Consider the following 25,870-nt stretch of genomic DNA (forward strand, 5'->3'; position numbering starts at 1 on the left):
CGGGGTCGGCCCTCCCTCAGCCTCCGGCTGGGAGGCGCCCCCCATTCGGCCCGGGCGTGGGGGTGCCCGGTGAGGTGCGACGGGCCGTGCCTGTCGCCGTGCGCTCTTCGCTAGGTCCCTGGGTCCGCTGGTCGTCCGCTGATTCGCACCCGCGTCGTTTCGGCGTTCCCGTTCGCTCTGCTTCTGGAGGTCGTCGTGCGCATTGCTCTGCTCACCGAGGGCACTCACTCGTACCCGCAGCGTGCCGCAGTCGGGCGCGAGCCCGGCTGGTGCGACCGGCTGGCCGAGGGGCTGCCGGAGCACGAGTTCGAGCGGTTCGTGCTGTTGGCCGGGGCCTCCTCGGCCACCGACCGGCCCGACCCCGGGATCCGCACGCTCGCGCTGCGCGGCCCGCGCCCTGCCGGTCGCGGGCCCGGCGCGGTCCGTCGCCGGCACTACGCGCGGGCCTACGAACAACTGGTCCAGGCCCTGGTACTGCCGCGCGAGCACGAGGCTTTCGCCGTCGGGCTGCACCGGCTGGCCGCGCTGGCCCGGGAGGACGGCGCACTGCCCGCCTTCCTGGCCTCCAGCCACGCGCACGCGGTGCTGGAGCGGGTCTGGCGCTCGCCCGGCGCCGACACCGCCGCCGGACAGCCGCTGGTCCGGGACGTGCTGGTCGCCGGAGACCTTCTCGAGCAGTGCCTGCGCCCGCTGGCCGCCGACTGGTACGGCGACGGGCCGGGCGGCCTCGCCGGCGTCGACCTGTGCCATGTGGTCGGCGGCGGCCCGGCCGCGCTGCCCGCCCTGGTGGCCAAGGAGCGGTTCGGGATGCCGTTCGTCCTCACCGAGCACGGGCTGCACCTGCGCGAGCAGTACCTCGGCTACCGGCAGGCGCCGTACCGCTGGCCGGTCCGGGCGCTGCTGCTGAGCTTCTTCCGGCTGCTCACCGCCGAGACCTACCGGCAGGCCGCGCTGCTCACCCCCGGCAGCGGCTACGACCGCGAGTGGCAACTGCGCTGCGGGGCCCGGCCGGAGCGGATCCGGGTGGTCTACCAGGGCCTGCCCGCGGTGGCCCGCCCGGCCGCGGGCGCCGAGCCGGACCAGCCGACCCTGGTCTGGGCCGGGCGGCTGGAGCCGGCCGCCGATCCGGAGTCGATGCTGCACGCCTTCGCCCGGATCCGCGCCGAACTGCCCGGCGCCCGGCTGCGGATGCACGGGCCCGAGGGGCTGCCCGGCTACCGCGAGCACTGCGCGGCGGTGGCCCGGCGGCTCGGGGTGAGCGAGCAGGTGGAGTTCAGCGCCGAGCCGCGCCTGCTGGCCGAGGTCTGGGCCGGCAGCACGGTCGCGGTCTTCTCGGCCCGCTCGCTGCCCCAGCCGCGCCCGCTGGCCGATGCGATGCTCAGCGGCCGGGCCCTGGTCGCCACCGACGTGGGCGTGGCCCGTGAGGTGGTCGGGCCGACCGGCCTGCTGGTACCGCCCTGCGATCCGCCCGCGCTGGCCGTCGCCTGCCTGGCCCTGCTGGGGGACGAGGAGCGGCGCGCCCGGCTGGGCCTGGCCGGCCGACTGCGGGCGCAGGAGCGGTTCGCGGTGGAACCGGTGGTGGCCTCGTTCCGGGAGATCTATCTGGAACTGGTCTCGCAGTGGCCGGCCTTCCCCGCCGCCGAGCGCCGGGCGGGCGCGCTGCCGCGCCCGTTCACCCGGCCCGCCGAGTACTGGGTGGCGGGCGATACGCCGAGCCCCACGGCGGCGCAGACCGGTGCCGGCTCGGCCGAGGCGATGGCGCAGGCGAGTTGATGGTCCGTCAAGACGAAGTCCCGGCCTCGGTGGCGGATCCGGTCCGGGAACTGATGGCGGCACACCGCGATGTCTGCGAGCGGGCGACGCACCCACTGGAGATCGCCGCCGCGCTGGAGGCGGCCGGGGTCGGCGCCGCGACGGCCGGGCGGTACCGGCACGCGGACGTCTTCTCGCTGGCCGAGGAGCTCTTCGCCCGGGTGCCGAGGCGGCCGGCCGGCGGCAGCCCCTCGAACGAGGGCACGTCCGGCACACCCACCGGGTCGGACGGTACGGCGACCGGTCGGCGGTGCCGGGCCGCGACCGGCGTCGGGCTGCTCGGGGCGATGCTGCTCCCGCTGGTCACGGTGCTCGGCTCGGCCGGACCGCCCGGCGCGGTGGAGGTGCCGCTGGTGCTGGCCGTGGCGGCCTGGGTGGCGGTCGGACCGGCCGACTGGTCGGCGCGCTGGGTGCGGCACGCGGGCCGGGTGCAGCTGCGCTCCGCGGTGACGATCGCCGAGTTCCGGGGTCGGATGCGCCCGGTGCTGCCGGTGGCCCTGGGGCTGCAGCTGGCCGCGCTGGCCGGGACCAGCTTCGCCGCGCTGGCCGTGCTCACCGCGGTGGCCCCGCGCCCGGGGCCGGCCGGTCAGGGCGCCGACCTGCTGCATTCGGTGGTCCAACAGGCCGGACCGGCGCAGTGGTGCGGGCAGGCCGCGCTCGGGCTGCTGCTCGCCACCGCGGCCACGCTGCGCCGCTGCGGCCGCCGGGCCCTGGCGGCGGCCGGCCTGCTCGGAGCCACCGGGCTCGGGATCGCCCTGGTGGCCCTGCGCTCCGCCGGCGCCCTGCCCGACTGGGCGACCACGTCGGGCACCTTGACGGCCCTGGCGGCCGGCGCGGTGGCCGTGCTGCTGCTCCCGTGCGCCTGGCTGACCGTCACCGCTCCGGGGGCCCACCGCTGATGGCCGGTGAGTCCTGTTCCGTCCCTGCTCTGCTGCGCTCTGCTGTGCCGCGCTCCGTTGTCGTGCGCTCTGTTGTGCCGCGCTCCGTTGTCGTGCGCTCTGTTGTGCCGCGCTCTGTTGTCCCGTGCTCTGCTGTCTCGTGGAAGGACGCCCCATGAGGGTGCTGTTGCTGGGGTCCGGTGGCTACATCGGCCGCCGGGTCGCCGACCGGTTGCTGCTCGACCGGGATCTGCAGGTCACCGTGCTCGGCCGGCGGGATGCGGCCGACATCCGGTTCGACCTGGCGGCCGGGAGCCCGGGGGCGCTGGCCCGGTTCCTGGACGCGGTGGCGCCCCAGGTGGTGATCAACTGCGCCGGTGCGACCTACGGCACCCCGCGCACCCTGGTGCGGGCCAACTCGCTGGCGGTGGCGACCGTCTGCGAGGCGATCCGGCGCAGCCGCGAGCCCGCCCGGCTGGTGCACATCGGCTCGGCCGCCGAGTACGGCCCGGTCCCGGTGGGCACCCCGATCCCGGAGAGCACCGAACCCCGGCCGATCGGCCCGTACGGGGTGTCCAAGCTGGCCGGTACGGAACTGGTGCTCGCCTCCGGGCTGGACGCGGCGGTGCTGCGGGTCTTCGACGTGGTCGGCCCCGGCACCCCGGCGGCCTCGCTCTTCGGCCGACTGGCCGAGGGGCTCCGCCGGGCCCTGGAGCAGCAGGAGAACCTGGTCCGGATGCCGGACCTCTCGGCGTTCCGGGATTTCGTGGACGTCCGCGATGTCGCGCGGGCGGTGCGGGCGGCGGCGGTCTCGGCGGCCACCGGCGTGATCAACATCGGCAGCGGGCACGCCGTCCGGGCCCGCGAGGCGGCCGACCTGCTGGTCCGGGTCTCGGGCTTCGACGGTCCGCTGGTCGAGGAGGTGCGGCCGGTGGCGCTGCCCGTCCAGGCCGCCGGCGAGACACCGGCCAGGTCTATGGCAAACCTCACACCGCCCCACCCGGCCGGCGAACCGGTCCCGTGGCGCCAGGCCGATGTCCGCACCGCCCGCGAGCGACTGGGCTGGCGGGCACACACCCCGCTGGAGGAGTCGCTCGGCGACATCTGGCTGGAGACCGCCTGCCGGGTCTAGGGCCGGTCCGGCCGATCCCACGATCCGGTGGAGCTTGTCTCGCCTGGCGGACATGCTGTCTCGGAATAGGGAGCCGGCATGACACTGTTGGCGTAGTCACCACCGTATTGACGACCATCGGAGTCCCCGTGTCGCTGCCACCCCTGGTCGAGCCGGCCGCCGAGCTCACCGTAGACGAGGTCCGCCGGTACTCCCGCCACCTGATCATCCCGGACGTCGGGATGGCCGGGCAGAAGCGGCTGAAGAACGCCAAGGTGCTCTGTGTGGGCGCGGGCGGCCTCGGATCCCCGGCGCTGATGTACCTGGCCGCGGCCGGTGTCGGCACGCTCGGCATCGTCGAGTTCGACACCGTCGACGAGTCGAACCTGCAGCGCCAGATCATCCACGGTCAGTCCGACATCGGCCGCTCCAAGGGCGAGTCCGCGCGCGACTCGGTCAAGGAGATCAACCCGTACGTCAACGTGATCCTCCACGACGAGCGTCTCGACAACGACAACGTCATGGAGATCTTCTCCGGCTACGACCTGATCGTGGACGGCACCGACAACTTCGCCACCCGGTACCTGGTGAACGACGCTGCGGTGCTGCTCGGCAAGCCGTACGTGTGGGGCTCGATCTACCGCTTCGACGGCCAGGCCAGCGTCTTCTGGGCCGAGCACGGCCCCTGCTACCGCTGCCTCTACCCGGAGGCCCCGCCGCCGGGCATGGTCCCGTCCTGCGCCGAGGGCGGGGTCCTCGGGGTGCTCTGCGCCTCGATCGGCTCGATCCAGGTCACCGAGGCGATCAAGCTGCTGGCCGGTGTCGGCGAGCCGCTGGTCGGCCGGCTGATGATCTACGACGCCCTGGAGATGAACTACCGCCAGGTCAAGGTCCGCAAGGACCCCGACTGCGCGCTCTGCGGCGAGAACCCGACGGTCACCGAGCTGATCGACTACGAGTCGTTCTGCGGCGTGGTCTCCGAGGAGGCCCAGGAGGCGGCCCTCGGTTCGACCATCACGCCCAAGCAGCTCAAGGAGATGCAGGACAACAACGAGGACATCCTGCTGATCGACGTCCGCGAGCAGAACGAGTACGAGATCGTCAGCATCCCGGGCGCGGTGCTCATCCCCAAGAACGAGTTCCTGATGGGGAACGCGCTGGAGAAGCTGCCGCAGGACAAGAAGATCGTGCTGCACTGCAAGACCGGTGTCCGCTCGGCCGAGGTGCTGGCCGTGCTCAAGGCGGCCGGTTTCAGCAACTCGGTCCACCTGGGCAGCGGCGTGATCGGCTGGGTCAACCAGATCGAGCCCGAGAAGCCGGTGTACTAGAAGCCGGAGCACTAGAGGCTGTGTGACGACGGGCCGGCTCCCACCAGCGAGGTGGGAGCCGGCCCGTCGTGCTTCCTCAGAGGCTCTGCTCAGAGGTTGCCGCGCCGTTGCAGGTAGCTGTACGCGATCCAGCCCGGCAGCACCGGCAGCCAGAAGGTCAGCGCCCGGTACAGGAAGACCGCCGAGGTGGCGGTGGCCGCCGGCAGTCCGGCCAGGCTGAGCGCACCGAAGATCGCCACCTCGACCGCGCCGATCCCGCCCGGCGTCGGCACCGCCGAACCGGCCGCGTTGGCGGTCAGGAAGATCACCGCGACCGCCGGGAAGCTCATCGACCCGCCGAAGGCCCGCACCGAGGCGTCCAGGCAGGCGGTGAAGGTCAGGGTGAGCAGCAGGATGCCGCCGAAGCCGGTGAGCAGCTTGCTCGGCGTCTGCATCAGGTCCAGCATCCGGGGCACCACGCCGAAGAAGAGCGAACGCACCCGGGTCACCACGAACCGCCGCAGCGGCGCGACCGCCGCGATCACCAGCGAGAGCACCGCCGCCGTCAGCACCCCGATGATCACCGCACGCTGGCTGCCCAGGTCGCCGTTCTTCTGGCTGCCGGTGATCAGGCCGAAGCTGAACAGCAGCAGCAGGTGCCCGCCCAACCCGGCCAGCTGCGAGGCGCCCACGCTCGCCACCGCCTGCCCCGGCCGGATGCCGGACTTCTGCAGGTAGCGGGTGTTGAGCGCGATGCCGCCGATCGCCGCGGGCGCCACCAGCTTCACGAAGGAGCCGGCCAGCTGCGCGGCCACCGTGCGCCGGAACGGCAGCTTCTCCGGCACGAACCCGGTCAGGCTCATCGCGGCGGCGCCGTAGCTGGCGGCGGCGGCCGTGATGGCCACCGCGGTCCAGGCCCAGTTCATCTGCGAGAGCTTCAGCTGGCCCGGCTGGATGGTGGTCACCGCGAGGTAGGCGGCGAAGGCCAGCGCGACCACCGTGATCAGCGTCTTCGGCTTGAGCCGCTCCAGCTTGGCGGGAGCCTCCGGCGCCTCGGGGGCGATCTGCAGGATCTCGGCGCGGATCCGGCTGAGCAGGTCCTCGCCGGCCACCGCGATGTCCTCCTCGGCTTGCTCCCTGGTCCGTTCGCCGGCCGCCACCTGCTCCAGCGCCAGCGCCTGGGCGGCGGCCTTGCGGTCCTTGGCCTGCTTGGCCAGGTCGGCGCGGGTCTGCCGGCTCATCGCGACCGGCTGCAGCAGCGGCAGCGCGGCCGCCACCCGGTCCGCGCCGAGCACCCGGTTGGCCACCGAGACCGCCCGCGCGGGGCCGATCCGCAGCGCGAAGGTGGTGAGCAGCTGGGCGAGGTCGATCCGCAGTGTCAGGTCGCCGGCCGCGATGTCGCCGCCGGACAGGTTGACCAGCGCGCCCAGCTTCTCGTCCACCACCAGCAGCGACTCGCCGGTCAGCCGCCGGTGTGCGATCCGGCGTCCGTGCAGGTCGGCCACCGACTCCCAGAAGGAGGCCATCACCTCGTCGGTGATCTCCTCGTCCGCCAGCTCGTCGAGGGTGCGGCCCTCGATCTTCTGGTAGACCAGGATCGCGGCGTCCGGACCCAGCTCGGAGGTGGCCACCAGCTGCGGTGCGTTGGCCCCGGCGGCGGCTGCCGCGTAGGCGATCAGCGCCTCCTGCTCGAGCGCCTGGCGCAGCGACTGGGGACTGCGCCGCACCGCCACCGAGCGCAGCCGCAGCCGGCGCCAGGCCCGGTAGAAGAAGCCGGAGGCCTGCTGCTCGCGGTCGATGATGTGGACGTCGAGCGCCGGCCCGTCCTGCTGGTTGACGAAGTAGCGGCGGGTGCCACCGGGGGCGTCGGGGGCCCGGTGCGCGTTCCTGGGCGTGAAGCCGACCCGGCGCAGCCCGAGCATCAGGTGCTGGCCGGTCGGGCGGATGTTGGGCGAGCCGATCGCATAGAGCGTCCCGTAGGCGACCGACCAGCCGATCAGCAGGGTCAGCAGCAGTGAGAGCGGCGTGGTGTAGCCGCTGATCAGCTCGGTGGCGCCGCTGAGGATCACCACGATCCACAGGGCGACCCGCCAGCGCGGCCGGTGCACCATGCCGACGGCGGTCATGTAGGCGATCACCGGCGCCAGATAGCCGTGCACCGGCTCGGTGATCGGGCCGCCGCCCTCGGGGAGCCGGGTGAAGGCGGTGCGGATGGTCTGGCTGGCGCCCTCGGCCACCCACCAGTCCACGGCCAGCGAGACGCCGTAGGCCAGCACCGAGGCGAGCACACCGTCGGCCACCCGCAGGCCGTCCCGCTTGATCAGCCGCTCGACCGCGAAGGCCACCGGCACACCGAGCACCGCCACACCCGAGAGCAGGCTGCCGAGTGTGCTCAGCCACGGTGTGACGTGCTTGATGTTGGCGTGGATGTCCGTCTCGATACCGCTGGTGGTCGAGGTGGCGATGTTCGCGATCACGAAGAGCGCGATGATGCTGAGCAGGCCGGCCACGAAGCGGATCAGGTCGGAGGGGCGGTGCGCGCGGGCGGCGAGCAGCGGCTCGTCCACCGCGAGGTGGCCGTCGTCCTCCTCCGCGGTGCGACCCGGCTGCGGCCCGGGCGGTCCCGGCGGCTGCTCCGCCGGCGGTTGCTTCTCCAGCGGCTGCTTCTCCTGGGGCTGCTTCTCCAGGGGCTGCTTCTCCAGGGAAACAGGGGGCTCGGCGGGCTCCTCGGCCGATGGGTGCGCGGGGATGGGCTCGTCGGAGCCCTCGTCCACGTCCACGTCAGCCGTCCCGGTCATCTGGTCTTGTCCTCGTATCACCACTCACCGCCTCGAAGATGGTGGCATGCCGGGCTGCCGGCCGCCGGACAGGGGCCGTACCGGGCGCGGCGAAGTACCCCGCAGGGAATCGCCGGCCGGTCCGGATGGGCAAGAATGCCCGGGTGACGGACAACAGCGCGGGCGTTCGCCCCACCGCAGACCTGCCCCCGTTCGCCGAGCTGGTGCTCGATGTGGTCGACCGTATCCCGCCGGGGCGGGTGATGACGTACGGGGACGTCGCCGAGTTCCTGGGTCAGGGCGGCCCGCGCCAGGTGGGCCGGGTGATGGCCCTGTACGGGGGCGCGGTGCCGTGGTGGCGGGTGGTGCGGGCGGACGGTGCGCTGCTGCCGGGGCACGAGCAGCGGGCTTTGGCGGCCTACCGGACCGAAGGCACCCCGCTGCGCGAGACGGCCGAGCTGTTCAAGGTGGACCTGCGAAGCGCCCGGTGGGACGGGCGGTAACACGCGCCCCCAATCGGTGCACCGCGTCACGCGCGCGCCCCGGCGTCTCGTAGGCTCTATGGTCTTCGGCTCCCGATCCCAGGACTTCCGTGGCCTCCCCCTACCGCTTGGTGCGCAGCCCGCTCGCGACGCCCGCCCCGCCGGTGCTGGACCCCTACCAGCAGGCGGTGGCCGAGCACGCGGGCGGTCCGCTGCTGGTGCTCGCGGGCCCGGGGACCGGGAAGACCACCACGCTGGTGGAGGCGGTGGCCCGGCGGGTGGAGCGGGGCACCGATCCGGAACGGATCCTGGTGCTGACCTTCAGCCGCAAGGCGGCGATGGAGCTTCGCGACCGGATGGCGGTGCGGCTCGCGGCCGCGCCGCAGGCCACCACCTTCCACTCCTTCTGCTACGCGCTGCTCCGCTCCCACCAGGAGCCCGAGCGGTACGCCGAGCCGCTGCGGCTGCTCTCCGGCCCCGAGCAGGACGTGATGGTGCGCGAGCTGCTGGCCGGCGGCGCCGAGGACGCGGCGGCCGGGATCGGGAAGATCCGCTGGCCGCTGGACCTGCGGGCCTGCCTGACCACCCGCGGTTTCGCCGACGAGGTCCGCGCGGTGCTGGCCCGCAGCCGCGAGTTGGGGCTGGGCGAGGCGGAGCTGGCCCGGTTCGCGGCGGGGGTGGCACGACCGGACTGGGCGGCCGCCGCGCACTTCCTGGCCGACTACCTGGACGTGCTGGACCTGCGCGGGGTGCTGGACTACGCGGAGCTGGTGCACCGTGCGGTGCTGCTGGCCGAGCGGCCCGAGGTGGACTTGGCGGCCCGCTACGACGTGGTCTTCGTGGACGAGTACCAGGACACCGACCCGGCCCAGGTGCGGCTGCTGCGGCAGCTGGCCGGCGACGGGCGGGACCTGGTCGCGGTCGGCGACCCGGACCAGTCGATCTACGCCTTCCGCGGCGCCGACATCAACGGCATCCTCGACTTCCCGCAGGAGTTCCCGCAGCGCGACGGCCGGCCGGCCGAGGTCAAGGTGCTGCGGGTGTCCCGCCGCTCGGCGCCGGTGCTGCTCGCCGCCTCCCGGGAGCTGGCACGGCGGATGCCGATGGGGCGCCTGCCGGCCGAGAAGCTGGCCCAGCACCGGGCCCTGCTGCCGGGCCGCGCGGGCACCGACGGGACGGTCGAGCCGGGAAGGGTCGAGGTCTACACGTATCCGACGCCGGGCGCCGAGCTGGAGAGCGTCGCGGACCTGCTGCGCCGCGCGCACCTGGAGGACGGTGTGCCGTGGGGCGAGATGGCGGTGCTGGTCCGGGCCGGTGCGCGCGCCATACCCGGGGTGCGGCGGGCGCTCAGCTCGGCCGGGGTGCCGCTGGAGATCGACGGCGACGACCTGCCGCTGCGCGAGGAGCCGGCCGTGGTGCCGCTGCTGCTGGCGCTGCGGGTGTGCGCGGAGGGAGCCGCGCGCGAGAAGTCGAGCGGGCCGACTTCCGGTACCGAGGCAGCGGAGGGGACGGAGGGGGCGGACACAGCGGACCCGCTCACCGCCGAGCTGGCCCACACCCTGCTGACGGGCCCACTGGCCGCCCTGGACGGGGCCGACCTGCGCCGCCTGGGGCGGGCGCTCCGCGAGGAGGAGCGGGCCGCCCTGCGCGCTGCGGTGCAGGGGGAGCCGGGGGAGCCTAGGGAGGACGCGGAGCCCAGGGAGGACGGGGAGCAGGAGGGGGAGCCGGAGGCACCGCAGCCGCGCGTGCGCACCATCGTGCGCTCGGCGGAGGAGCTCATTCGCGAGGCGCTCGCCCAGCCCGAGCGCCTGGTGCTGCTCGACACCGCCCCCGCCCGCCGGGCCCGCGAGCTGGGCACGCTGCTGCGCAAGGTCCGCGACCTGCTGATCGGCGGCGGCACCGCCGAGGAGGCGCTCTGGCAGCTCTGGGACGGCAGCCCCCGCTGGCGCGAACGCCTGGAACGCGCCGCCCTGCGAGGCGGCCCGGCCGGCCGCAACGCCGACCGGGACCTGGACGCGCTGTGCGCCCTGTTCGAGACCGCCGCCCGCGCCGAGGACCAGGTCACCGGCCACCGCGGCGCCCTCGACCTGCTCGAGGAGCTGGCCGCCCAAGACATCGCCGCCGACACCCTCACGGTCCGCACCGCCCGCCGTGAGGCGGTCCGGCTGATGACCGCCCACCGTTCCAAGGGCCTGGAGTGGCGCCTGGTCGTGGTGGCCGGCGTCCAGGAGGGCCTCTGGCCGGACCTGCGCCGCCGCGGCTCGCTGCTGGAGGCGGACCGGATCGGCCGCGACGGCCTGGCCGAGCCGCTCACCCCCGGCGCGCTGCTCGCCGAGGAACGCCGCCTCTTCTACGTGGCCGCCACCCGCGCCAAGGAGCGCCTGATCGTCACCGCGGTCAAGGCCCCGGCCGAGGACGGCGACGAACCCTCCCGTTTCCTGCGCGAGCTCTACCGCGAGGAGCTGGACCTTCCCCCAGCCTCCGGCCGGGGGGCCCCCATTCCGGAAAGGTGCTGCGCCGCACCCCGCCGGTCACCGTCGAGGACGTCACCCACCGCCCGCGCCGCCCGCTCTCGGTCGCCGCGCTGGTCGCCGAGCTGCGCGCGGTCACCGTCGACCCCGGCCGCTCGCCCGAGCTGCGCCGCACCGCCGCCGAACGGCTGGCCCAGCTGGCCGGCGCGGCGGACGAGACCGGTGCCCCGCTGGTCCCGCTGGCCCACCCCGACCGCTGGTGGGGCATGGCCGAGGTGACCAGCAATCCGATACCGCTGCGCGAGCCCGACCGCCCGGTGCAGCTGTCCGGCAGTGGCCTGGAGCAGCTCGACTCCTGTTCGCTGCAGTGGTTCCTGGCCAAGGAGGTGAAGGCGCAGACCACCACCTCCGGCGCCCAGGGCTTCGGCAACGTGGTGCACGCGCTGGCCGACGAGGTGGGTTCCGGGCGCACCCCGGCCGACCTCGGGGTGCTGCTCGAACGGCTGGACACGGTCTGGGACGCGCTGGCCTTCGACGCCCCGTGGAAGTCCACCCAGGAGAAGGCGCAGGCCCGGGCCGCGCTGGAGCGCTTCCTGCACTGGCACGTGCTGGAACGCGGCCGCGCCACCCTGGCCACCGAGCACGACTTCGACCTGACCCTGCCGGTCGGCGAGCTGGCGGTGCGGATCCGCGGGGTGATGGACCGGGTCGAGCAGGACGCGGTCGGGCGGGCCTACGTGGTCGACTTCAAGACCGGCAAGCGGGCGCCGAGCGACAAGTCGCTGCCCGAGCACAAGCAGCTGGCGGTCTATCAGCTGGCGGTCCGCGAGGGCGCCCTGGACGACCTGGTGAACCAGCGTCCACCGCTGGGCGGCGCCGAGCTGGTGCAGCTGCGGTTCGAGGACAAGAAGCTTCCGGACGCCCCGAAGGTGCAGCACCAGCCGCCGCCCGAGGGCGAGCCGTGGATCGAGAACCTGCTCGCGGACGCGGCCGGCCGGGTGCTGGCCGAGCGCTTCGTCCCGACCGCCGGGGACAGCTGCGGCCACTGCGCCTTCAAGGGGAGCTGCTCGGCCCAGCGCGACGGGCGCCAGCTGGTCGACTAGCCCTCGACCGGCCGCTGACCGGGCACTGACCGGGCACTGATCGATTAGGCGCTCTGTCGGGCCCGCCGGTTACCGTGTCCCAATGCTCAGCCACCCCGACCAGCTCAAGGAGCTGCTCGGCATCCCCTTCAACCGCGAGCAGATGCGGGCCATCGGCGCCCCGCTGGACCCTGCTGTGATCGTCGCGGGCGCGGGGTCGGGCAAGACCACGGTGATGGCCGCCCGGGTGGTCTGGCTGGTCGGCTCGGGGGCGGTCAAGCCCGAGCAGGTGCTCGGCCTGACCTTCACCAACAAGGCCGCCGCCGAGCTCGCCGAGCGGGTGCGCACCGCGCTGGCCCGGGCCGGGCTGCGCGAGGCCGAACTCCTCGGCCAGTCGGCCGGCGAGCTGGGCGGCGAGCCGGAGATCTCCACCTACCACGCCTTCGCCGGCCGCCTGCTCAAGGAACACGGGCTGCGGATCGGCATCGAGCCGGACGTCCGGCTGCTCGCCGACGCCACCCGCTTCCAGCTGGCCGCCCGGGTGCTGCGCTCGGCGCGCGGCCCGTTCCCGCACCTCAAGGACCGCTTCTCGGCCCTGGTCGGCGAGCTGACCGCGCTCGACGCGGAGCTCGCCGAGCACCTGGTGGAGCCCGCCGAGCTGCGCGCCTTCGACGCCGAGCTGCTGGACGAGCTGGCCGTCGCCAAGCTGACCAACCAGGACCTGCGCGACGTCCCGGAGGCGGCCCGCGGCCGCCAGGAGCTGCTCACCCTGGTCGAGGAGTACCGGCGGCGCAAGCACGCGGCAGGGCTGATGGACTTCGGTGACCAGATCGCCGCCTCGGCCAGGCTGGCCATGCAGCGTCCGGAGGTGGGCCGGCTGCTGCGCGAGCAGTACCGGGTGGTGCTGCTGGACGAGTACCAGGACACCTCGGTCGCCCAGCGGCGGCTGCTGGCCGGGCTGTTCGGCGGCCCCGGCAGCGACGGCCACCCGGTGACCGCCGTCGGCGACCCCTGCCAGGCCATCTACGGCTGGCGCGGTGCCTCGGTGGCCAACCTGGACGACTTCCCCGGCCACTTCCCCAAGGCCGACGGTGCGCCGGCCGCCCGCTACGCGCTGAGCGAGAACCGGCGCAGCGGCGGGCGGCTGCTGGCCTTCGCCAACGAGCTGGCCACCCCGCTGCGTGAACTGCACGAGGGCGTCGAGGCGCTGCGTCCGGCCCCCGGCGCCGAGCTGGACGGCTTCGCCCGGGTCGCCCTGCTGCCCACCCACGCCGAGGAGATCGCCTGGCTGGCCGACTCCATCGCGCATCTGGTGCGCACCGGGACGGCGCCCGGCTCGATCGCGGTGCTCTGCCGGGGCGGCGCGGCCTTCCCCGACATCCACGCGGCGCTGGTGGCCCGGGAGGTCCCGGTCGAGGTGGTGGGCCTGGGCGGGCTGCTGCAGCTGCCCGAGGTGGCCGACCTGGTCGCGGTCTGCGAGGTGCTGCAGGACCCGACCGCCAACGCCGCCCTGGTCAGGCTGTTGATCGGCCCGCGCTGGCGGATCGGCCCGCGCGACCTGGCGCTGCTCGGGCGCCGGGCCGCCGAGCTGGTGCGCACCGCCCGGCTGGACGGCGGCGACCCGCTGGCCGCGGCGGTGGCCGAGACCGATCCGACCGAGGTGGTCTCGCTCTCGGACGCGCTGGAGACCTTCCTGGAAGCCGCCCAGCCGGACGAGCTGCCGTTCTCCGCGCAGGCCCGTCAGCGCTTCGCATACTTTGCAAAGGAGATCCGGGACCTGCGTCGAGTACTCGCCGAACCGCTGATGGACGTGCTGCACCGGGTGCTCACCGTCACCGGCCTCGAGGTCGAGCTGGCCGCCTCCCCCCACGCCCTGGCGGCCCGCCGCCGGGAGACCCTGCACGCCTTCCTGGACATCGCCGCCGGCTTCGCCGATCTGGACGGCGACCCGGGCCTGGCGGCCTTCCTGGCCTTCCTGCGCGCCGCCCAGGAGTACGACCGGGGCCTGGACACCAGCCTGCCCGGCGGCGAGGACACCGTGAAGGTGCTCACCGCGCACAAGTCCAAGGGCCTGGAATGGGACGTGGTCGCCCTGCCCGGCCTGGTCAAGGGCGCCTTCCCGAGCAACCGCAGCCGGGAGCGCTGGACCAGCCGCCGCCACGTGCTGCCCTACCCGCTGCGCGGCGACGCCGCCACGCTGCCCGAGGTGCCGGGCTGGAACGCCAAGGGCATGACCGCCTTCAAGGCCGGCCTCAAGGAGCAGACCGGCACCGAGGAGCTGCGGCTCGGCTACGTCGCGGTGACCCGCCCGCGCTCGCTGCTGCTGGCCGGCGGCCACTGGTGGGGCCCGAGCCAGAGCACGGTGCGCGGCCCGTCCGAGTACCTGGACGCGCTGCGGATGCACGCCGAGCGGCCGGGCGCCGGCGAGGTCGAGCACTGGGCCGAGCCGCCGCTCGAGGGTGCCGGGAACCCGGCCCTGCAGACCACCGGCGACACCCCTTGGCCGTTGCCGCTGGACCCGGCCGCGCAGCTGGCCCGGCGCCGGGTGGCCGAGGTGGTGACCCGACGCCTCGCCGGGCAGCCGGCGCCCGCCGCCGAGCGGCTGACCGTCGAGGAGCAGCGCCAGGTGGCCTCCTGGGACCGCGATCTGACCGCGCTGCTCGGCGAGCTGGAGCGGTCCCGCCGTACCGTGCGCGAGGTGCCGCTGCCGCCCGCGCTCTCGGCCTCCCAGCTGATGCGGCTGGCCGCCGACCCGGACGGCTTCGCCCATGAGCTGGCCCGCCCGCTGCCCCGCCCGCCGCAGACCGCGGCCCGTCGCGGCACCCGCTTCCACGCTTGGATCCAGGCCCAGTTCAGCCGCAGCGCGGCACTCCCGCTGCTCGAACCGGACGCGCTGCCCGGCCTGGAGGACGACGGCATCGCGGACGAGCATGACCTGGAGCAGCTCAAGGAGGCCTTCCTGCGCGGCCCGTACGCCCACCGCCGCCCGTACCGGGTCGAGGTCCCGGTGCAACTGGTGCTCGGTGGGCGGGTGGTGCGCGGCCGGATCGACGCGGTGTACCGCGAGGGTGACGACGACGCTGGGTCACGTTTCGAGGTGGTGGACTGGAAGACCGGCCACCAGGAGAGCGCCGACCCGCTCCAGTTGGCGATCTACCGGCTCGCCTGGGCCGAGCAGTACGGCCTGCCGCTGGAGCAGGTCACCGCTGCCTTCTGCTACATCCGCAGCGGTCGGATCGAAAGACCGGTAGGACTTCCTGACCGGAATGCGTTGGAAACGCTTCTGATCGGGAACAGTGACTATTAGGTCACAGAGAGCATTCAACTCGTCACACAGTCGTGCGAAATCGATGCAGAGTGCACGTTTCGCGCCTATTGTGGGGTCGGTAACCGGTCACCCGCTTCTGCTCGGCCGCCGGACAGGCCCCCGATCATCACCCTCAGTCATCGCCGCAGGTGCCCAGGGCACCGGGCGCCTTCTGCTGGAGACACCTACCTTGAGCGTGACCGGATGGTTCAGAGACCGGCTGGCCGGTCCGACCCGGGGCCCGGCCACCGTCCGCTCGACGGGCACCTGGCCCAGAACAGCACTCGCCCTGCCCTTCATCGGCATGGCCCTGGTGGTCGGCCTGGACTACCTGAGCACCCTCGAGGTGACGGTCGAACCGGCCCTGACCGCGGTGCCCGCACTCGCGGCCATCGTCAGCCGCCGGGTCTGGTACCCGATCCTGACCGGCGTGCTCGCGGAGTTCGCCGCCTTCCTGATGGCCGTCTACAACAACGTGCTCGGCGATTCCGTGCACAGCGCCACCGTCTTCGCGATCGCCCTGGTCACCGCGATCAGCTGGGTCAGCGCCACGCTGCGGGTCAGACAGGACCAGGCGCTGGCCGACGCCCAGCTGGTGGCCGAGATCGCCCGCCGGGTGCTGCTGCGCCCGGTCCCCGACCGGGTCGGCACGGTGCGGGCCGCCGTGCACTACGCGGCCGCCGCCGCGCACGCCCGGATCGGCGGCGACCTCTACGAGGTGGTCAACACCCGGCACGGGGTCCGCGCGGTGGTCGGCGACGTGCGCGGCAAGGGACTGAACGCGGTGGAGACCGCGGCCGCCGTGCTCGGCGCCTTCCGCGAGGCCGCGCACCAGGAGCCGGCGCTGGACAAGGTGGCCGGCTGGCTGGCGGTCAGTCTGGACCGGGCGCTGCACGAGAACGACCACCCCGGGGTGGAGGAGGAGTTCGTCACCCTGGTGCTGATCGGGGTCGGCCACGACGGCATCGCCGAGATCGTCAACTGCGGCCACCCCGCCCCGCTGCTGCTGCGCGGCGACGGGACGGTGACGGTGCTCGAGCTGGACGAGACGGTGCCGCCGCTCGGCGTGCTCGACCCGGCGGACGTGGCGCCGCCGGTGCAGCGGGTGCTGTTCGAGCCGGGGGACCGGGTGCTGCTCTTCACCGACGGCGTGATCGAGGCCCGCAACCGGGCCGGGCACTTCTACCCGCTGGCCGAGCGGCTGCCCGGCTGTGCCGAGGGCGGCCCGGTGGACGTGCTGCGCCGGCTGCACACGGACGTGGTGCGCCACGTCGGCAGGCAGCTCGGCGACGACGCGGCGATGCTGCTGCTGCAGTACGAGCCGGCGGCCGCCGGTCCGCAGCAGCAGTTGCCGCACCAGAACGGCCGGCTGGCCCGCCAGTAGCGCCAGCCGGTCCACCCGGCCCGGCTCAGAGGTCCACTTCGACCAGCAGCGGCCGGTGGTCCGAGACGCCGACCCGCGGCGCCGCGACCGTGCCCACCGCGGTGCGCGGCACCCCGACGGCGAGCACGTGGTCGAACTGCACGGTCGGCCGGTGCGACGGGTAGGTGGGCGTGCGGGCCAGGTCGTGCCAGCCCTGCAGCTGGGCGCCCGGCTCCCGGCCCCGGCGCCGGCGTGCTCCCGGTACCGCCGGTCCGGCGCCGCGTGCGTGCCGGGCCGCGCGCAGCTCGCGGATCCGCCGGCGGGAGGCGGGCGCCCGGTCCAGGGCGGTCGCGCCGCCCAGCACCGTGCGGGGCACCGGGCCGACCAGGTTGAAGTCGCCGAGCACCAGGTACGGCCGCGGCAGGTCGGCGATCCACCGCCGGATGCCCGCGAGTTGGGCCATGTTCCAGCCGGGCACGAAGGACAGATGGGTGGCCACCACGGTGAACGGCCCCTGCTCGCCCTCGAGTACGGCGGCCAGCGCGGCCCGCGGCTCGTCCGGTACGGGGGTCAGCCCGCGTCGGCCCGCCACCCGCAGCGGCAGGCCGAACGGCGCCGGCGCGAACCGCCGGGCCCGCCAGTGGTGCACCGGGAGCCGGGTGAGCAGCGCGGTTCCGTAGGAGGGACGGTCGGTGGCGGTGTCCAGGTCGTCCGGGCCGTAGACCTGGAGGCCGGTCACCGCGGGGTCGCGCAGCCAGCCGGCCACCGGCGCCGGGCGGCCGTGCAGCGCGGCGGCGAACCGCCAGTCGGCCGCGCCCATCGCCTTGGCGGCCACCGCGCTCTGGTCGGTCAGGCCGGAGCGCTGTTGGTGGCGGTCCACCTCCTGGAGCGCCAGTACGTCGGGGTCGAGCGCGGCGATCGCCTCCTGCAGCGGATCGGCTGCCTCGGCCGGGTAGGGGAGCGGGCTGCCGTCGGCGGCGAGCGGCTGGCCGTGCAGCAGGTTGAAGGTCGCAATTCGCAGTGGGCTCACACCTGGTGACGGTACGCCTCGACCCGGTCGAAGCTTGTGAGTGCACCGCATACCGGGTATACATACTCGGTATGTCCATCAGACACGGCCTGCTCGCCCTGCTCGACCAGGGCCCCCGCTACGGCTACCAGCTGCGCACCGAGTTCGAGGCCAGGACCGGCGCCACCTGGCCGCTCAACGTCGGCCAGGTCTACACCACCCTCGGCCGACTGGAGCGCGACGGCCTGGTGGTCCCGGACGGCGAGGACGAGGAGGGGCACCTCTTCTACTCCGTCACCGAGAAGGGACGCGCCGAACTGCGTGCCTGGTTCGACACCCCGGTGCCGCGGACCAACCCGCCCCGGGACGAGCTGGCGATCAAGCTCGCCATGGCGGTGACCGTGCCCGGCGTGGACGTGCACGCGGTGGTCCAGGGCCAGCGCCGGCACAGCATCCAGGCGCTGCAGGACTACACCCGGCTGAAGGCCCGGGCGCTGGCCGGGATGGCGGACGAGGCCGCCGGCAGCTCCGAACTCGCCTGGCTGCTGGTGCTGGACCAGCTGATCTTCCAGACCGAGGCCGAGGTCCGCTGGCTCGACCACTGCGAGACCCGCCTCGCCGCCCACCGGGCTCCGGCGCCCGAGAGCGCCGGCGCGCCGCCCGCGCGCCGCCGGACCAAGCAACGACAGGGGGAACGATGACCGACACCCGAGCAGTACTCCATCTCGAGCAGGTGACCCGGATCCACGGCCAGGGTGCCGCCGAGGTGCACGCGCTGCGCGGCGTGGACCTGGAGGTCCGCGCCGGCGAGTTCGTCGCCGTGATGGGCCCCTCCGGGTCCGGCAAGTCCACCCTGCTCACGCTGGCGGGCGGACTGGACAGTCCGACCGGCGGCCGGGTCCTGGTCGAGGGCAGGTCACTCGGCGACCTCTCCCGCAAGAAGCTGGCCGAGGTCCGCCGCCGCTCGATCGGCTACGTCTTCCAGGACTACAACCTGATCCCCGCGCTGACCGCCGTCGAGAACATCATGCTGCCGCGGGAACTGGACGGGACCTCCACCCGCGCCGCCCGCCGGGAAGCGCTGGCCGCGCTCGAGGAGCTCGGCATCGGCGAGCTGGCCGACCGGTTCCCCGACGACATGTCGGGCGGCCAGCAGCAGCGGGTGGCGATCGCCCGGGCGCTGATCGGCGACCGCCGCCTGGTGCTGGCGGACGAGCCGACCGGCGCACTCGACTCCGCCAGCGGCGAGCAGGTGCTCGCGGTGCTGCGGGCCCGCTGCGACGAGGGCGCGGCCGCCATGATGGTCACCCACGAGGCCCGGCACGCGGCCTGGGCGGACCGGGTGGTCTTCCTGCGGGACGGTCTGATGGTCGACGAGACCGGCCGGCAGAACGCCGAGTCCCTGCTGGTCACCGCCGCCACCAACTCGCTGCCCAAGTCGGTGGACGAGTGAAGCTCACCGCCTGGCGGGTGGCCCTGCGAATAGCGCGCCGCGACGCGCTGCGGGCCAAGGGCCGCAGCGCCCTGGTGCTCGCGATGATCGCGCTGCCGGTGCTCGGGGTGGCCGGCGCCGATGTGGTCTACCGCAGTTCCACCCTGACACCGGCCCAGAAAGCGACCCGTCAGCTCGGCACCGCCGACCTGCTGCTGCAGTTCGACGCTCCCGGCCTGCGCCTGATCCAGGCCCCGTTCGCCTCGGACGGGACGAACGTCGACGAACCCCGGTCGAACCAGGCGCTCACCCCCGAGCAGCAGCGCAGCAAGAACACCGACCCCGCCACCCTGGCCGCCCAGCTGCTGCCGGCCGGCTCGGCCCTCACACCGGTCAGCTCGTCCAACCGCGCGCTGGCCACCAGCAAGGACGGCCTGCTGCGGACCGACCTCGTCGAGGCCGACCTGACCGACCCGATCTGGCGCGGCAGGCTGAACCTGGTCGCCGGCCGGGCCCCGGCCACCGACCACGAGATCGCGGCCACCCGGTCCTTCCTGGACAGCGCCGGACTGAAGCTCGGCGCCGGCACCGTGCTGCGCGGCCTGGGCGACCAGCCCTTCGTCATCACCGGCGTGGCCGAGCACCCGGACGAGCTGAACGCCACCGAACTGATCGGCCGCCCCGGCACGTTGACCCACGACCAGGCCGGGCGGGACAAGCCCGCGGACGACACCGGCTGGCTGGTCCGGCTGCCGGCCGGCGCCCAGGTCGACTGGGCGGCGGTCCAACAGCTCAACAGGTACGGCTTCGTGGCCACCTCGCGCAGCGTGGTGCTGCACCCGCCGGCCCGCTCCCAAGTCCCGTACTTCGTCCAGCAGGACCGCGAACCGAGCGCCAAGTACCTGGAGAACTCGGCCGTGGTGGCCCTGGTCACCGTGGTGGGCATGGCGCTGCTGGAGGTGGTGCTGCTCGCCGGCCCCGCCTTCGCCGTCGGCGCGCGGCGCTCGCGCCGCCAACTCGGGCTGCTCGCGGCCGGTGGCGGTGACCGCGCGCAGGTGCGCGCGGTGGTGCTCAGCGGCGGTCTGGTGCTCGGCCTGGCCGGCGCGCTGCTCGGGGTGCTGCTCGCGGTGCTGCTGGTCGCACTGGCCCGCCCGTGGCTGGAACCGATGGCCGGTCAGCGCTTCGGCTCCCTGACCCTGGCACCGCTCGACCTGCTGGGCGTGGCCGCGATCGGGCTGGTCACCGGCCTGCTGGCGGCAGTGGTGCCGGCGTTCCAGGCGGCCCGGCAGGACGTGGTGGCCGCACTGACCGGGCGCGGCTCGGTCAAGCCGCCGTCCAAGCGGCTCACCCTGCTCGGCCTGCTGATGCTGGCCGGCGGCGCCGCGCTGGCGCTGTTCGGTGCGACCAGCGGGCTCGGCAGCCGCAGCTCGGCGGTGCTCGGCGGCTCGATGATCGCCGAACTGGGCATGGTCGCCTGCACCCCGATGGTGGTGGGCCTGTTCGGCAAGCTGGGCCGTTGGCTGCCGCTCGGCCCCCGGCTCGCGCTGCGCGACTCGGTCCGGCACCGGGGCCGCACCGCGCCGGCGGTGGCAGCCGTGATGGCGGCGGTGGCCGGCTCGGTGGCGGTCGGCGTCTACGGGGCGAGCGCGGACAAGGAGAGCAGGGAGCACTACACCGCGATGGCGCCGCTCGGCGCGGTGACCCTGATCGGCTCCGACAGCTCGTCGAACGGCGCCGCCTCGCTCGACTCCGAGCGGGCCGCGGTCGAGCGGGCGATGCCGGAGCTGGGTCGGCGGGCCGACATCCTGGAGGTCCGGTTCGGGGGCGACTGCGTGGGCCCGAGCAAGAGCTCCTGCGGCTCGGTGCGGATCGTGGCCCCGCCGGCCAAGCGCTGCCCGACCGAGGACCACCCAAGCGGGCCGGTCGACTTCCAGCAGCTGCGCCAGGACCCGCGCTGCGTGAGCTGGCTCGCCGGCAGCCGCTTCGGCGGGATCGTCTCGGGCGACGCCGACGTGCTGCACAACCTGTTCGTGGTGCGCGACAGCGCCGTCGACCAGGCCGCGGCCGCCGGCAAGGTGGTGGTCTTCGACCCGTCGCTGATCGAAGGCGGGAAGACCGTGCTGCGCACCACCGCCGACTACGACCCGGCCTCCCCGGAGCGGGCCGACCGGGACGTCACGGTGGACGCGGTACTGGCCACGCCGGGCTACCGCACCGGGGCCGCCTACATCACCCCGCAGACGGCCGCCCACCTCGGGCTCACCACCCGGGACAACGGCTCGGCCTGGCTGCCGGCCGCCGCACCCTCCAGTGGAGCCGAGCAGCAGGCCCTGGCCGAGATCGGCAAGGTCGGCGGCGCTTCCTGGAGCCTGCAGGTGGAGCGCGGCTTCCAGCCGCACAACACGCTGCTCGGGCTCGGCCTGACCGCCTTCGCCGCACTCGTCGCGCTGGGCGCGGCCGGCATCGCCACCGGCCTGGCCTCGGCCGACTCGCAGCAGGACCTGACCACCCTGGCGGCGGTCGGCGCGGCGCCACGGATCCGCCGGAGCCTGTCCGGCTTCCAGTGCGGGGTGATCGCCGCGATGGGTGCGGTGCTCGGCACGGTCTGCGGGCTCGTCCCGGCGGTGGCACTGCGCGAGGCGGCGGGGGCCTCCGTTCCTCCCGGCGAGGCCACGCACGTGGTGCTGGCCTTCCCGTGGCTGAACATCGGGCTGACCCTGGTGGCGCTGCCGCTGCTCGCGGTGCTGCTGGCCACCCTGCTCACCCGGTCCAGGATCACCCTGCTGCGGCGCGCTACCTGACGCACCGAGGTGACGCACGGCACAGCGCCGCCGCGGCCCAGCACCTGGACCGCGGCGGCGCACACGCAGGCGGGCGAACTAAAGTCGTCCGTATGACGAAAACCCCGGACAGCGTCGTCCGCTCCTTCATCGACCAGCACGAGGCAGCCTTCCTCGCCGACCTCGCCGACTGGCTGCGCATCCCCTCCGTCTCCGCCGACCCGCAGCGGGCCGGCGAGGTGCGCCGCTCGGCCGAGTGGCTGGCGGCGAAGTTGCGCGAGACCGGGTTCCCGGTGGTGGAGGTCTGGGAGACGGACGGGCTGCCGGCGGTCTTCGCCGAGTGGCCCTCGGGTGAGGCCGCGGCGCCCACCGTGCTGGTGTACGGCCACCACGACGTGCAGCCGGCAGCCCGGGAGGACGGCTGGGACACCGACCCGTTCGAGCCGACCACGGTCGGCAACCGGCTCTACGCCCGGGGCGCGGCCGACGACAAGGGTCAGGTCTTCTTCCACACCCTCGGCCTGCGCGCCCACCTGGCCGGTACCGGCCGCAGCGCGCCGGCGGTCAACCTCAAGCTGCTGATCGAGGGCGAGGAGGAGTCCGGCTCGCCGAACTTCGGCGCGCTGATCCGCCGCGAGGCCGACCGGCTGGCGGCCGACCTGGTGTTCGTCTCCGACACCGGGATGTGGGACGGCGACACCCCGACCGTCTGCACCGGCATGCGCGGCAAGCTGGACTGCCAGATCGACCTGGCCGGTCCGGACAGCGACATCCACTCCGGCTCGTTCGGCGGCGCCGTCCCCAACCCGGCCGCCACCGCCGCCGAGCTGGCCGCCGCGCTGCACGACCCGGACCGCCGGATCGCGGTGCCGGGCTTCTACGACGGTGCGGTCGAGCTGACCGAGCAGGAGCGCGAGCTCTTCGCCAAGCTCCCCTTCGACGAGCAGCGGTGGCTGGCCACCGCCAAGTCGCACGGCACCCAGGGCGAGGCCGGCTTCTCCACCCTGGAGCGGGTCTGGGCCCGGCCGACCGCCGAGGTCAACGGCGTCTGGGGCGGCTACACCGGCCCCGGTACCAAGACCATCGTGCCGGCCGAGGCACACCTCAAGCTCTCCTTCCGGCTGGTCGCCGGGCAGCAGCCGGAGCGGATCGAACAGGCCATCCGGGACTGGGTCGCCGCCCGGGTCCCGGCCGGGATCCGGCACACCGTCAGGTTCGGCAGCATCACCCGGCCCTGCCTGACCCCGCTCGACCACCCGGCGCTGCGCTCCACCGTCCGGGCCATGGGCCGGGCCTTCGGGCAGGAGATCCTCTTCACCCGCGAGGGCGGCTCCGGACCAGCCGCCGACCTGCAGGACGTGCTCGGCGCCACGGTGCTCTTCCTGGGGATCTCGATCCCCTCGGACGGCTGGCACTCGATCAACGAGAAGATCGAGCTGGACCTGCTGCGCAAGGGCGTGGAGACCGCCGCCTACCTGTGGGGCGACCTGGCCGAGAACTACCGGTGATGACTCTTCAGATCTTCAGGACGGGGACGCAATGACGACGAGGACGACTCCCGAGAGCGAGCAGCCGCTCCAGCTCGCACTGGCCCGCGCCGGGGTGGACCGGGCGGCCCAGCACCGGCTGGACGAGCCGTGGCTGGCCGCGGCCTGGAGCCACCCGAGCACCAAGGTGCTGCCGATCGCCGGCGGCGAGGCCTTCGTGGTGGACACCGCGAACCGCACCGAGCTGGTGCTGCTGCCCTCCTTCGAGGCGCCGCAGACCGGCGACCGGTACTTCCTGGGCACCGACGAGGACGGCGTCTCCTACTTCGCGCTGGCCGGTGAGACGCTGCCCGGACGTCTCGACGGCGATGCCCGCCCGGCGGGGCTGCGCGAGGTCGGCGGCACCCTGTCGGACCGCGACGCCGGCCTGCTGGTGCACGCGGTGGCGCTGGAGCACTGGCACCGGCTGCACAGCTTCTGCTCGCGCTGCGGGCACCCGACCGAGAAGGCCGGGGCCGGCCACCTGCGCCGTTGCACCTCCTGCGCGGCCGAGCACTACCCGCGCACCGACCCGGCGGTGATCATGCTGATCACCGACGAGCAGGACCGCTGCCTGCTGGGCCGCCAGGCGCTCTGGCCGGAGGGCCGCTGGTCCACCCTGGCCGGGTTCGTGGAGCCGGGCGAGTCGATCGAGCAGGCGGTGGCCCGCGAGGTCTTCGAGGAGGCCGGCGTGCGGGTCGGCGAGGTCAGTTACGTGGCCAGCCAGCCCTGGCCGTTCCCGGCCAGTCTGATGCTCGGCTTCGTCGGCCGGGCCGAGACCGGCGGCACCGACATAACGGTGGACGGCGAGGAGCTGGCGGAGGCGCGCTGGTTCTCCCGGGAGGACCTGCGGGCCGGCTGGGAGTCCGGCGAGGTCGTGCCGCCGTCCGGGATCTCGATCGCCCGGCACCTGATCGAGCTCTGGTACGGCGAGCCGATGCCGAGCGCGGTGCGCTGGTAGCGGAATTCCGGGACGGACGCTCGGGCGTTCCGTGGCGGGTGGTTCGGGGGCGTGCAGAGGTTAATGCGCGCCCCCTTTCGCTGCTTTGCGCGCGGAATAGCGCGGCGCTGCTTCAAGATCGGTCATCCATGCAGGCCAGGAACGTTCCGAGGGGCACCCGGAGCGGTACTGCTCAGGCAATCATGGCCAATTATGGTCGGTTTAGCTGAAAGGCCATCAGCTCAATCGCTACATTTCCAGGGTGACCCTCTCCAGTGGAAGCGTGTCCTCCCCCAAGTACCAGCGGCTGGCCGCCGACCTGCGTCGGCGGATCGCGGCCGGTGAATGGCGCGCCGATACCGCGCTGCCGGTGGAGTCCGAGCTCGAGCAGCAGTACGGCGTGGCCCGCAACACCGTCCGGCTGGCCGTCGACGTGCTGGTCAACGAGGGGCGGCTGGTGCGGCTCCAGGGCAAGGGCACCTATCTGCGCGAGCACCCGGTGCTCGACCACCGCGCCTACGGGCCGCCGCTCGACCAGCTGCCGCTGCCGGCCCAGCCGCAGACCGGCCGGCTGCCCGCCCAGCGGGACGGGCTGGCCGCACCCAGCGAGGTCTACGCGGCCGAGGCCGGGGCGGCCGGCCGGGCGCTCACCACCGAGTTCGAGATGCTGATCGTGCGGGCCCGGGTGGACGTCGCCGAGCGGCTCGGGCTGCGGCCCGGCGAGGCCGTGGTGGTCCGCCGCCAACTGCGGCTGATGGACCGTGAGCCCTACTCGATCGAGGAGAGCCATTACCGGGCCGGAGTGGCGGCCGGCACCGCGCTGATGGAGCCCGACCCGGTGCCGGGCGGGGACGAGGCGGTGCTGGCCGTGCTCGGGCGGGTGGAGATCGGCGCGGTGGACCAACTGGTCGCCCGGATGCCTGGGCCGGAGGAGGCCCAGTGGTTCCAGGGCGGGCCGGGTGTCCCGCTGCTGGTGCAGACCCGGGTCACCTACGACGGGCGCGGCCCGGTCCGGGTGATCGAGACCCGCTACTCCGCCGACCGCTGCCGCCTGGTCTACGGCCTGGGCGAACTGGAAGCCCGGCGCGCCGCGCGGAGTTGACGCGCGGCGCACCGACGAAGGCGCCCCGACGAAGGCGCCCCGACGAAGCCTCGGAGCGGCGCCCGGGGACTGGGCCTCAGGCGGCGAGCGCCTTCTTGACCTGGAGCAGGCTCGGGTTGGTCATCACGGCCTGCTCGCCGCTGGGCGCCACCACCAGCACGGTGGGCACCGTCTGGTTGCCGCCGTTGGCCTCCTCGACGAACTTGGCGGCGGCCGGGTCCTGCTCGATGTTGATCTCGGTGTAGCCGATTCCCTCGCGGTCCAGCTGGCTCTTCAGACGAGTGCAGTAGCCGCACCAGGTCGTGCTGTACATCGTGACGCTGCCGGACATCGAACAGGCTCCTTCTCCAGGGAACGGACTTTCGCCGGTGCACAACGTACGCGAGCGGCCGGCCATTCCAGCGGGCGCGGCGGACTGATCGTCATACCGAGCCTGTGGACAACCCGGGGCCCGGTGTCGGTACGGGCTGCCAGGATGTCCGGACCGGGCA

Annotated in this window: 16 protein-coding genes and 1 pseudogene; 14 read left to right on the plus strand and 3 right to left on the minus strand. The window is 74.0% G+C overall.

Features of this window, described 5'->3' with window-relative positions; translation table 11 throughout:
* The first annotated feature begins 195 nt into the window (after positions 1 to 195).
* The 4 genes from BR98_RS16540 (at position 196) to moeZ (ending at position 5,129) form a co-directional block, all read left to right on the plus strand.
* Entirely contained in the window at positions 196 to 1,773 is a 1,578-nt protein-coding gene (locus BR98_RS16540; RefSeq protein WP_051969842.1) for a DUF3492 domain-containing protein, read from the plus strand.
* On the plus strand, positions 1,773 to 2,711 hold the full coding sequence (locus BR98_RS16545; protein ID WP_035845537.1) for a hypothetical protein: 939 nt from the start codon (positions 1,773 to 1,775) through the stop codon (positions 2,709 to 2,711). The genes BR98_RS16540 and BR98_RS16545 overlap by 1 nt, the downstream gene beginning before the upstream one ends.
* A gap of 154 nt (positions 2,712 to 2,865) precedes the next feature.
* Positions 2,866 to 3,822, plus strand: a complete 957-nt coding sequence (locus tag BR98_RS16550; RefSeq protein WP_035845540.1) for an NAD-dependent epimerase/dehydratase family protein — start codon at positions 2,866 to 2,868, stop codon at positions 3,820 to 3,822.
* A gap of 128 nt (positions 3,823 to 3,950) precedes the next feature.
* Positions 3,951 to 5,129, plus strand: coding sequence for an adenylyltransferase/sulfurtransferase MoeZ (gene moeZ / locus BR98_RS16555; RefSeq protein WP_035845543.1), 1,179 nt, complete (start codon positions 3,951 to 3,953; stop codon positions 5,127 to 5,129).
* Between the two features lie 89 nt (positions 5,130 to 5,218).
* Here the strand turns inward: moeZ and BR98_RS16560 are convergent, their stop codons facing one another.
* Complete coding sequence (locus tag BR98_RS16560; RefSeq protein ID WP_083976654.1) at positions 5,219 to 7,906, minus strand: lysylphosphatidylglycerol synthase transmembrane domain-containing protein; 2,688 nt, start codon at positions 7,904 to 7,906, stop codon at positions 5,219 to 5,221.
* Positions 7,907 to 8,031: 125 nt separating this feature from the next.
* On the opposite strand from BR98_RS16560, the gene BR98_RS16565 reads away from it, so the two are divergent.
* The 4 genes and pseudogenes from BR98_RS16565 to BR98_RS16580 all read left to right on the plus strand — a co-directional run bounded on the left by BR98_RS16565 (position 8,032) and on the right by BR98_RS16580 (position 16,611).
* Complete coding sequence (locus tag BR98_RS16565) at positions 8,032 to 8,388, plus strand: MGMT family protein (RefSeq protein ID WP_035845546.1); 357 nt, start codon at positions 8,032 to 8,034, stop codon at positions 8,386 to 8,388.
* Between the two features lie 110 nt (positions 8,389 to 8,498).
* Positions 8,499 to 11,941, plus strand: a pseudogene (locus tag BR98_RS16570) (ATP-dependent helicase).
* A gap of 82 nt (positions 11,942 to 12,023) precedes the next feature.
* On the plus strand, positions 12,024 to 15,227 hold the full coding sequence (locus tag BR98_RS16575; protein ID WP_035845549.1) for an ATP-dependent DNA helicase: 3,204 nt from the start codon (positions 12,024 to 12,026) through the stop codon (positions 15,225 to 15,227).
* 196 nt (positions 15,228 to 15,423) lie between these two features.
* Positions 15,424 to 16,611: a PP2C family protein-serine/threonine phosphatase gene (locus tag BR98_RS16580; RefSeq protein WP_051969843.1), complete on the plus strand. Its 1,188-nt coding sequence runs from the start codon at positions 15,424 to 15,426 to the stop codon at positions 16,609 to 16,611.
* 25 nt (positions 16,612 to 16,636) lie between these two features.
* On the opposite strand, the gene BR98_RS16585 is transcribed toward BR98_RS16580, so the two are convergent.
* Entirely contained in the window at positions 16,637 to 17,620 is a 984-nt protein-coding gene (locus BR98_RS16585; protein ID WP_051969844.1) for an endonuclease/exonuclease/phosphatase family protein, read from the minus strand.
* Between the two features lie 71 nt (positions 17,621 to 17,691).
* Between BR98_RS16585 and BR98_RS16590 the strand changes: the two genes are divergently transcribed.
* The 6 genes from BR98_RS16590 (at position 17,692) to BR98_RS16615 (ending at position 25,379) form a co-directional block, all read left to right on the plus strand.
* A complete protein-coding gene (locus tag BR98_RS16590) occupies positions 17,692 to 18,300 on the plus strand; it encodes a PadR family transcriptional regulator (RefSeq protein ID WP_035845552.1) in 609 nt (202 codons plus the stop codon).
* Positions 18,297 to 19,052, plus strand: a complete 756-nt coding sequence (locus BR98_RS16595; protein WP_035845554.1) for an ABC transporter ATP-binding protein — start codon at positions 18,297 to 18,299, stop codon at positions 19,050 to 19,052. The genes BR98_RS16590 and BR98_RS16595 overlap by 4 nt, the downstream gene beginning before the upstream one ends.
* Positions 19,049 to 21,832 (plus strand): FtsX-like permease family protein, encoded by a 2,784-nt coding sequence (locus BR98_RS16600; RefSeq protein ID WP_035845556.1) that lies wholly within the window; start codon positions 19,049 to 19,051, stop codon positions 21,830 to 21,832. Before BR98_RS16595 ends, BR98_RS16600 begins: the two co-directional genes overlap by 4 nt.
* A 92-nt stretch (positions 21,833 to 21,924) precedes the next feature.
* Positions 21,925 to 23,319 (plus strand): dipeptidase, encoded by a 1,395-nt coding sequence (locus BR98_RS16605; RefSeq protein WP_035845559.1) that lies wholly within the window; start codon positions 21,925 to 21,927, stop codon positions 23,317 to 23,319.
* A 31-nt stretch (positions 23,320 to 23,350) separates the two neighbouring features.
* The gene (gene nudC / locus BR98_RS16610; protein WP_035845562.1) at positions 23,351 to 24,298 is read left to right on the plus strand and encodes an NAD(+) diphosphatase; all 948 of its coding nucleotides are present in this window, start codon (positions 23,351 to 23,353) and stop codon (positions 24,296 to 24,298) included.
* A gap of 262 nt (positions 24,299 to 24,560) precedes the next feature.
* Positions 24,561 to 25,379, plus strand: coding sequence for a GntR family transcriptional regulator (locus BR98_RS16615; protein ID WP_035845565.1), 819 nt, complete (start codon positions 24,561 to 24,563; stop codon positions 25,377 to 25,379).
* A gap of 76 nt (positions 25,380 to 25,455) precedes the next feature.
* Here BR98_RS16615 and BR98_RS16620 read toward each other — a convergent pair whose 3' ends face one another.
* Positions 25,456 to 25,710 carry a mycoredoxin gene (locus BR98_RS16620; protein WP_035845568.1) on the minus strand — a complete coding sequence of 85 codons (255 nt, stop codon included), beginning with the start codon at positions 25,708 to 25,710 and terminating at the stop codon, positions 25,456 to 25,458.
* Positions 25,711 to 25,870: the final 160 nt, after the last annotated feature.

Source organism: Kitasatospora azatica KCTC 9699 (genome assembly GCF_000744785.1).
GTDB lineage: Bacteria > Actinomycetota > Actinomycetes > Streptomycetales > Streptomycetaceae > Kitasatospora > Kitasatospora azatica.